The organism is Sulfurisphaera sp., from assembly GCF_059755235.1.
In genome coordinates this window covers 127,599-135,010 of the sequence record NZ_DBPRYF010000052.1, presented here as the reverse complement: position 1 = coordinate 135,010, position 7,412 = coordinate 127,599, and the positions used below count along the sequence as shown (strand labels likewise).

Annotated in this window: 7 protein-coding genes; 3 read left to right on the top strand and 4 right to left on the bottom strand. The window is 34.3% G+C overall.

The annotated features are described in order from the left end of the window. The 3 genes from AC3OCB_RS11585 to AC3OCB_RS11575 all read right to left on the bottom strand — a co-directional run. Positions 1-1,658, bottom strand: a 1,658-nt coding sequence (locus AC3OCB_RS11585) for an ATP-binding protein (protein WP_498342713.1), incomplete at its 3' end; no start/stop codon positions are given. Next, a complete protein-coding gene (locus AC3OCB_RS11580; protein WP_498342711.1) occupies positions 1,651-2,745 on the bottom strand; it encodes a DNA double-strand break repair nuclease NurA in 1,095 nt (364 codons plus the stop codon). The genes AC3OCB_RS11585 and AC3OCB_RS11580, both read right to left, overlap by 8 nt. Before the next feature lie 66 nt (positions 2,746-2,811). Further along, positions 2,812-4,134, bottom strand: a complete 1,323-nt coding sequence (locus tag AC3OCB_RS11575) for an FAD-dependent oxidoreductase (protein ID WP_498342709.1) — start codon at positions 4,132-4,134, stop codon at positions 2,812-2,814. 49 nt (positions 4,135-4,183) lie between these two features. Here AC3OCB_RS11575 and AC3OCB_RS11570 point away from each other — a divergent pair, with 49 nt between their 5' ends. The 3 genes from AC3OCB_RS11570 to cysS are packed head-to-tail and all read left to right on the top strand — an operon-like array spanning position 4,184 to position 6,940. Then, complete coding sequence (locus tag AC3OCB_RS11570) at positions 4,184-4,621, top strand: hypothetical protein (RefSeq protein ID WP_498342707.1); 438 nt, start codon at positions 4,184-4,186, stop codon at positions 4,619-4,621. Further along, on the top strand, positions 4,618-5,544 hold the full coding sequence (locus AC3OCB_RS11565) for a bifunctional phosphoglucose/phosphomannose isomerase (RefSeq protein WP_498342705.1): 927 nt from the start codon (positions 4,618-4,620) through the stop codon (positions 5,542-5,544). The genes AC3OCB_RS11570 and AC3OCB_RS11565 overlap by 4 nt, the downstream gene beginning before the upstream one ends. Next, positions 5,531-6,940 (top strand): cysteine--tRNA ligase, encoded by a 1,410-nt coding sequence (cysS, locus tag AC3OCB_RS11560; protein WP_498342724.1) that lies wholly within the window; start codon positions 5,531-5,533, stop codon positions 6,938-6,940. Before AC3OCB_RS11565 ends, cysS begins: the two co-directional genes overlap by 14 nt. Here cysS and AC3OCB_RS11555 read toward each other — a convergent pair. Continuing rightward, positions 6,921-7,361 (bottom strand): NUDIX hydrolase, encoded by a 441-nt coding sequence (locus tag AC3OCB_RS11555; RefSeq protein WP_498342704.1) that lies wholly within the window; start codon positions 7,359-7,361, stop codon positions 6,921-6,923. The two genes, cysS and AC3OCB_RS11555, sit on opposite strands and share 20 nt — an antisense overlap. Positions 7,362-7,412 lie beyond the last annotated feature (51 nt).

Below are 7,412 nucleotides of genomic sequence, written 5' to 3'. Positions count from 1 at the left end.
GCTACTTCTGGCTTAATTCTGAAGATCACCTTTGTATTTGCTAATTGAACTATTATATCCGAAAGGTCATTAGGGTTATGAGTAGAAAAAATAAACCCTATTCTTCTTCTCCTTCCCAATCTCATCATAGTAGAGATCTTCCCCGCAACTCTTCTAACGTAATTCGCATCTTCTTCCCCACCGTTATTTGAGGGGAAAAACTTATGTGCTTCATCTATTATTAAAACCATTCTATCTTTTAACAAGCCTTTCTTCATCTCAGCTTCTCTAATGTCAAAAATCTTATCTAGAAAATAATATGTAAGTATCTTTTGTGTAAAGTCGTCAAGTTCACTGTTATAAAGATCAAGGATAAGAAGTCTGTGTGTATCTCTTAATAATTGACTTAACGGCTTTCTCTCAGTCTTTACATCAAAAAGTCCAGTCTCCTTAAGTAAGTAAAGTCCTCTAAGTATATTTTCCTTTGTGCTCTTATGTATGCTCAAATTTTCAATGCTATCAGTGTTTAGAGCATCTATTAAGTCATCAAGTGAATTATAATCATTACCATGTTTTCTTATAAGTATTTTTAAAAATTGTGTTGCTTGTTCTGAGAAATATGGGTTTAACCTAGGTAAAATTTTCTTTACATCGTCAAACCTAAAATAAAATGGGTAAATGTGCGTCTCTGCTTTCCATTCGCTATTACTAATTACTATACTTCCGGGATTGACATTGACGTAAAAATTAAATCCCTTCTTTTTTAAGTAATTAACTATTGGTTCTACGTAAAGCCGATAATATGTTGTAGTAATAGTAAGTAAATCCCTTTTCCCATTTGTGTATTTCTTTAACCACTTTCTGGACACGGGATATATTATTCCAAGTTCGATCTGATTAAACTTAGAATATAAGTTCTCAAATAGAGAAAGATTATCTTTAACTACCTTGTTATTTTTGTCTGGAGGTAAAAAAACGTGATAATAGTCCCCAGTTGCATCAAACACAAATACTCTGGTGTCTTCAGCAACCTTATAAATACCTGCAATTAAATCTTTCACAAAAGAGGTTTTTCCAGCTCCGGTAGTTCCTAAAATTAGCATGTGATAATTTAGGTCATCCAGACTTATACTTACTTTTATGTTACTTTCTGGAGAATCTAGATAACCAAGTTTTAGTAGACCTCTATTTGTATCTAATGCCCTTTCTATCACATCTGGATTAGGTAATATAACCGGAGATTGTGGTTCAATTACTATATCTGCCGCTTCTGGTTCAGTAGATTCTATTATGTTAATTTTTGTTAACATTTCACATTTTACTACGACGTTAGATACAAGTGATCCAGGTTCTTCATCGTTCTTTTCATTTACTGATAGCAAAGGTGAATCGGAAAAAAGCACTGAGGATACATCACTCCTCTCATATCCCACAACTCGCAAAAGAACTAGATAGAGTGTTTTTATATCTATAGCTGCAAGTAATATTCCTACTCTTCCCAAAAATGGATATTTATAATAGGTTTGAACGTCTAATATAATGTTTACCGTGTTATTTTCTTCGTCTATTTTATTTGGTAAATACTTTGCCACTCTTCCTATAATAGTACCTAGAGTGATTGCTAATGCTCTAGCTTTATCCATCTTATCTTTGATAGAAGATACAAAATCTTCAGACAAGGTTATACACCTCAAACTTGTCTCTAAAACTCTCTTGCAATCCTATTCTGCTCAAAGAGAAAATAATGTACTTCAATATTCCGCTAGAAAGTTCTTTTGCTGTTTTATCCGCAATTGCTAAGATCTTTGGTATGCCGTCACCAGAAAAGGGCAAAGAAGAGACAATATTTATAGCATCTCTGCTCATTGATTCTATTCTTAATATGGAAAATTTAGGTACGTATTTGTGATAGGGGAGTACTAAATAGAAAATATAATATCTTAATTTCTCAATCTCTCTAACAAGTGGTCCAACAGACAAGATAGGGTATGGAGGAGCGTAGTTAAACCTAACTAATTGGTAAAGGAACGATTCGTCAGACAAAAAATTCTGTGGATTTATTTTGTATTTGTTTTCAAATTCTTTACTATTTTCACTTAGAACTTTCACTAGGAGGTTTGATTTATCTAGCCTTTTTACAATTCCAATATAATTTTGGTCAATTGTTTTACTTCTTTCTTTGATGAGTATAGTTTTGACTTTGTCGGGCAAATAGATATACGATGGAAATAATGGACCGTCAATAATTGTTAATCCTTTATCCTTAGTTATTTTAAGTGCTTCTGTTTCAAGGACTCCTCTAATCTCTGTTTCAATTCTTTCTGGATCGTGAGTTGATAGGAAAGGTTCTCCATTTAACGAAATTGAAGTTAATAAAGAATTGGAGGAGTAAAGAAATGGTTCGATTCTGCCTCTTGAGGGATTAGAAGAGGCTAACCCAATAAATGGTTTATTTATTGGTAAACTTGGCAGATCAAAAAGGGAGGGGAAAACACCGTAAATAGATAAGTAAGAGGATGAAACTGCCAATGTTGAAATGCTAATTATTCCACCAGCTGAAGTTAGGCTTCTGCTACTTCCGTCAATAGCATAGATAGGTCTTTTGATGTCTTTAGGCAGAACCTCGTTAATTACTTCATTAGTCCCTAGAAATATGTCATTAGGACTGTTTTCTTCAAAGGTACCACTTTTTACGTCAAAGTAATCTTTGATATATTTTTGCACAATCTCGTTAAGTAATACAAAGAGTCCCTTATTTTCAGTCATTTTTCATATAAAAATATCGATGGAAATATTTAAATATGGCGTAATACCAATTGGTATTACCGCATCTTATTCGTCTTTCATTAACTGTCTAATTGCCACAATCACTGGATCCCAAACCCTACTTATAGCTGGTAAGTAGCCCATCTCAATGAAGAATGTGTCTTCTATGGTAAATCCTTTCATTATAGCTGCTGCCATCATATCAATTCTTCCTAGTACTTCTTCCTCTCCCACTATTTGAGCTCCGAGTATTTTTTTGCTGTTTTCGTCTGCTATAACCTTAATGTGAATGTCTTTCGCTCCAGGGTAGTATCTAGCTCTAGTCTTTCCAGTTATAGTAGCTGAAAAAGGTTTGAATCCATACTTCCTTGCCTCATCTTCTTGTAATCCTACTCTTCCTATGTAAAACTCCTTATATTTAGTTATTTGAGTATTTACTACTCCAGGGAAAGTCATTTCATGGCCTCCAATGTTACTTCCAGCTACGTATCCCATTTTGTTAGCAACGGGGGCAAAAGGAACCCAATAGGGAGTTCCGGTTATTATATTAACTGATTCTGTGTTATCTCCTGCTGAATATACTTCTCTATAACTAGTTCTCATATGTTCATCTACTTTAATTGCTCCAGTTTCTCCCAGTTTTATCTTGTCTTTGAATAAATCAACATTGGGAGTTACACCAATTGCTATTATAGTGCCGTCTACTTCATACTTTCCTTTGTCAGTAATGATTAACCTTCCTCCATTTTTTATTGCCTCAACTTTTTCTCCAAGCCTAACTTCTGCGTCTTTAGTTACTCTTTGCGTTATGATGCTTCCCAATTCTTGATCTAACATCTTGTTAAGAAGATAACTTCCTTTATGTAATAGTATAACTTTCTTTCCTCTGTTGGTTAGAGCCTCTGTCAACTCTATTCCTAGAATTCCTCCTCCTATGACAGCTATAGTGTTCAATGACCAAAGTTTCTCTCTGAGCTCAACCGCATTAGCAGGATGATGCGCATAAAACACTCTATCATTTCCATCTTCTACTGGAAGTTTCTTTGGAAGTGAACCAGTGCTAATTACAAGGTAATCGTATTCAGTTTTTGTTTTACCATCCTTTGATTCAGCATAGACTATTCTAGAATTAAGATCAACTTCTGTCACCTTTGTGTTTATTTTAACGTCAATCTTTCTTTTCTCTTGAAAGAATTGAGGGGTATAAGTCATAAATAAGTTCTCGTCATCAAATAGACCTTCAATAAAATATGGCACACCGCATGGCGCATGACTCACCATTTTTGTTGCTTCAAAAACAGTGATTTCCATTACAGGCTTTAATTTTCTAGCTCTAGATGAAGCACTCATACCAGCTGCTCCGCCGCCAATAACCACTAATTTTTCCATATAATTACATAAGAGAAGACCTTTTTATATTGTATTCAAAAATTCTTTTATGGAAGCAACAAGAAATGTATTTGAGGATTTCATCAAAAAGTTAGAAAGTACGAATGAAGCTGGTTTAGGTTTTAATGAGGCTGAAATCCTTAGATTTCTAAAAGCAGAAGGCAAAAAACAACTAGATATTTTTAACAAACTTGAAGAGAGTATAAAAGAGCAAAAATGGAGTGAAGCTCTCTCAAACTTACTTATCTTGGTTGAACGAATTAACGTATCTCTATTATTTCTTATGCAACCTACCAACTACTCTGTCTTAGTTAGCAGTAAAATTTCAAGTCTATTTGAGGAGTACTTATCAATTGTATCACTCTATATTTCTTATTCTCTACTAGAATTAAGACCAAACCTAAAGAAAATAGGGATTGAAAGTATAACAGCTACAGTTTCTACAAATCCTCCTTCAATTAGCATTTCAATGGTGGTAAAAGAATGATTAATCCGTATGAGCAATGGGAAAACTATTTTTCCGAAGCTTTAAAGGCTGATATACCTTCTATAGGGAAAATCGAAGAGTTAGTTTATTTAGGCATAGGAGGAAGTGGGATACCGGGCAGGATTTTAGAACTCTTACAACTTCCAACTTCTTATAAGCTTTTTAGAGGTTACAGTCCTTCTGTAACCGAGAAGAGCACAGTATTTGCGGTGAGCTACTCTGGTAACACTACAGAGACTATAGTAGCAATTCTTTCTTCTTTGAAGAAAACTAAAAAGGTAGTAGTTATAACTTCTGGCGGAAAGATTGAGGAAATCGCTAAGAAGCATAACCTACCTCTGATTAAACTTCCTAAAGGGTTACAAACCAGATATGTATTTCCTTTTATTTTTACTTACCTAGTCAGATTGATAAATGAAGGGTTAGGAACAAGCTTTAATGTAAGTGAACTATTAGAAGGAGTAAGAGAAAGTGCGTCTAAGGTTAATGAGATAGCAAGTGTTTTAGCTTCTGAAATTTCTGGTAAGATTCCAATCTTTTATGCTTCTTCTTTATTACCAATAGCCGAGAGATTCAAGCAAGAGGTCAACGAGAATGCAAAATATCCAGCATTTTTTAGTGAACTACCGGAGGCTAATCACAATGAGATTGAACTTTATTCCTCTCCTAATAATTTTTACCCTATTGTTTTTGTTTCAGATAAGATTGACGAAGCAACTGCTGAATTAATAAACGCTTATAAGGTTTATCCGTTTTATTCTTCTATTTTGAAGAATATCTCAAGCCTGACTTTATTAGCAGGCTACTTATCAGTAAAGCTTGCCTTATTACTAGGAGTGGAACCATCAGAATTAAAAATAATACCAAAGATTAGAGAGAGGACCTTCAAGCTATTCGAGGGTGAAATAAATAATGCAGATTAAGGTCTTTAACACTCTCGGAAAAACGCTTCAACCATTAGAGACTGTAGAGCCTCAAACAGTAAAAATGTATGTATGTGGACCTACAGTCTATGATTATCTTCATATAGGTCATGGAAGAACTTTTGTAGCATTTGATGCAATGGTTAGATATCTAAAGCTTAGAGGTTATAATGTAATAAGGGTACAGAATATTACCGATATTGATGACAAAATCATAAAGAAGGCTCAAGACACGGGAAAGGATTGGAAAGACATAGTAGATTTTTATACAAAAGACTATTTAGATGATTTGCAACAATTAAAAGTTGAAATAGATCAACATCCTAGGGTTACTTATCATATAAAAGAGATAATCGATTTCGTTCAAGCTCTTATCGATAAAGGTCATGCTTATGTTTCTCCTAGTGGCAGTGTTTACTTTGATGTTGATTCTTTTCCTTCCTATGGAGCTTTATCTGGTACAAAAAAAGAAGAATGGAATCAAGGAGAAGAGTTTGTAAAAGAAAAGAAAAACCCTTATGATTTCGCTTTATGGAAAGCTTGGAAACCTGGAGAACCTTACTGGGAATCTCCATGGGGAAAAGGAAGACCTGGTTGGCATATCGAATGTTCGACTATGTCTATGAGGTACTTGGGAGAACAATTCGATATTCATGGTGGTGGAATTGATCTTGTCTTTCCTCACCACGAAAACGAGAGAGCACAAAGTGAAGCATTAACTGGTAAACAATGGGTAAAGTACTGGGTTCACGTATCATATTTAACAATTAGAAAGGAAAAAATGAGCAAATCCTTAGGTAATATAATTCCTCTTAATGAAGCGTTAAAAAGCTGGGGCCCTTCTATACTCCGTTATTGGTATCTTTCATCTCATTATAGAAGCAGTTTAGATTATAGCGAGGAATCACTAGAACAAGCGAAGAACGCAATAGTTAGGTTAAAAGACGCCATGAGCGTTATAAGAAGTGTAATAAAAGAAGGGCCAAAATATTATTCTAAAGATGAAGATATCCATGACCAAAAGAAAATAGTTGAATTGCTTAAAGGTTTTCATGCAGCTATGAGTGAAGATTTCGATACGGCAAAAGCTTTGTCATATATTCATGAAATATCCAGCTTAGTATTCTCTAAGATACAATATTCTAGAGATTTCATGTCTGCGATGCTAGCCTTTGATGCTTTTAGGCAATTTAATTATGTATTTGGAATAATGGATGAGGAGTTTTATCCAACTTATGATATGCTATATAAGATAATTGACGCAGTTGTTGAAGTTAGAAATGAATTAAGAGCTAAAAAAATGTATGACCTTAGTGACCAAATAAGGGCTATATTATCTAACGCAGGAGTGAAGATCCTTGATAGTAAAGACAAGTCTACTTGGAGATTTGAGTAGTTCTTTCTACTATCATAAGCGGAATTTTTTCTTTGTTAAAATATCTGACCAGCATTTCAACTGTGGTGGGGCTAGTATCTAGTTTCTTGATTTCCTCAATAGAAAAGAATTTAGCTTCTCCAGCATCACTGCCAGCTCTCAGTTCTCCTCCAGCTATCTCACAAATAAAATCTATTATTACATAGTGAAATCCTTCTTTGATTATTTCGACTATAGCCAAGGGTTCTTTCACGTTAATATCTAGATTAGTTTCTTCTTTCATCTCTCTCCTTATCGCTTCTTCTAAAGTTTCTCCATATTTTACTTTACCACCTGGGATTGCCCAGCTCCCTTTATTCGGCGCGTGTTTTCTTTTTACGAGCAGAACTTTTCCTTCATTATCAAATATTACTGCTCCGACTGCAACCAGAGGATGTTCCATATAAAGTTATCATGGGATAAAAGTTAATATATAGTTATTTAACGTAGAAAT

What these genes read in the sequence shown, in the direction of transcription:
- AC3OCB_RS11565 (WP_498342705.1), top strand. Translation starts at nt 4,618, where the DNA reads ATGATTAATCCGTATGAGCAATGGGAAAACTATTTTTCCGAAGCTTTA.
- AC3OCB_RS11575 (WP_498342709.1), bottom strand. Translation starts at nt 4,134, where the DNA reads ATGGAAAAATTAGTGGTTATTGGCGGCGGAGCAGCTGGTATGAGTGCT.
- AC3OCB_RS11580 (WP_498342711.1), bottom strand. Translation starts at nt 2,745, where the DNA reads ATGACTGAAAATAAGGGACTCTTTGTATTACTTAACGAGATTGTGCAA.
- AC3OCB_RS11570 (WP_498342707.1), top strand. Translation starts at nt 4,184, where the DNA reads ATGGAAGCAACAAGAAATGTATTTGAGGATTTCATCAAAAAGTTAGAA.
- AC3OCB_RS11555 (WP_498342704.1), bottom strand. Translation starts at nt 7,361, where the DNA reads ATGGAACATCCTCTGGTTGCAGTCGGAGCAGTAATATTTGATAATGAA.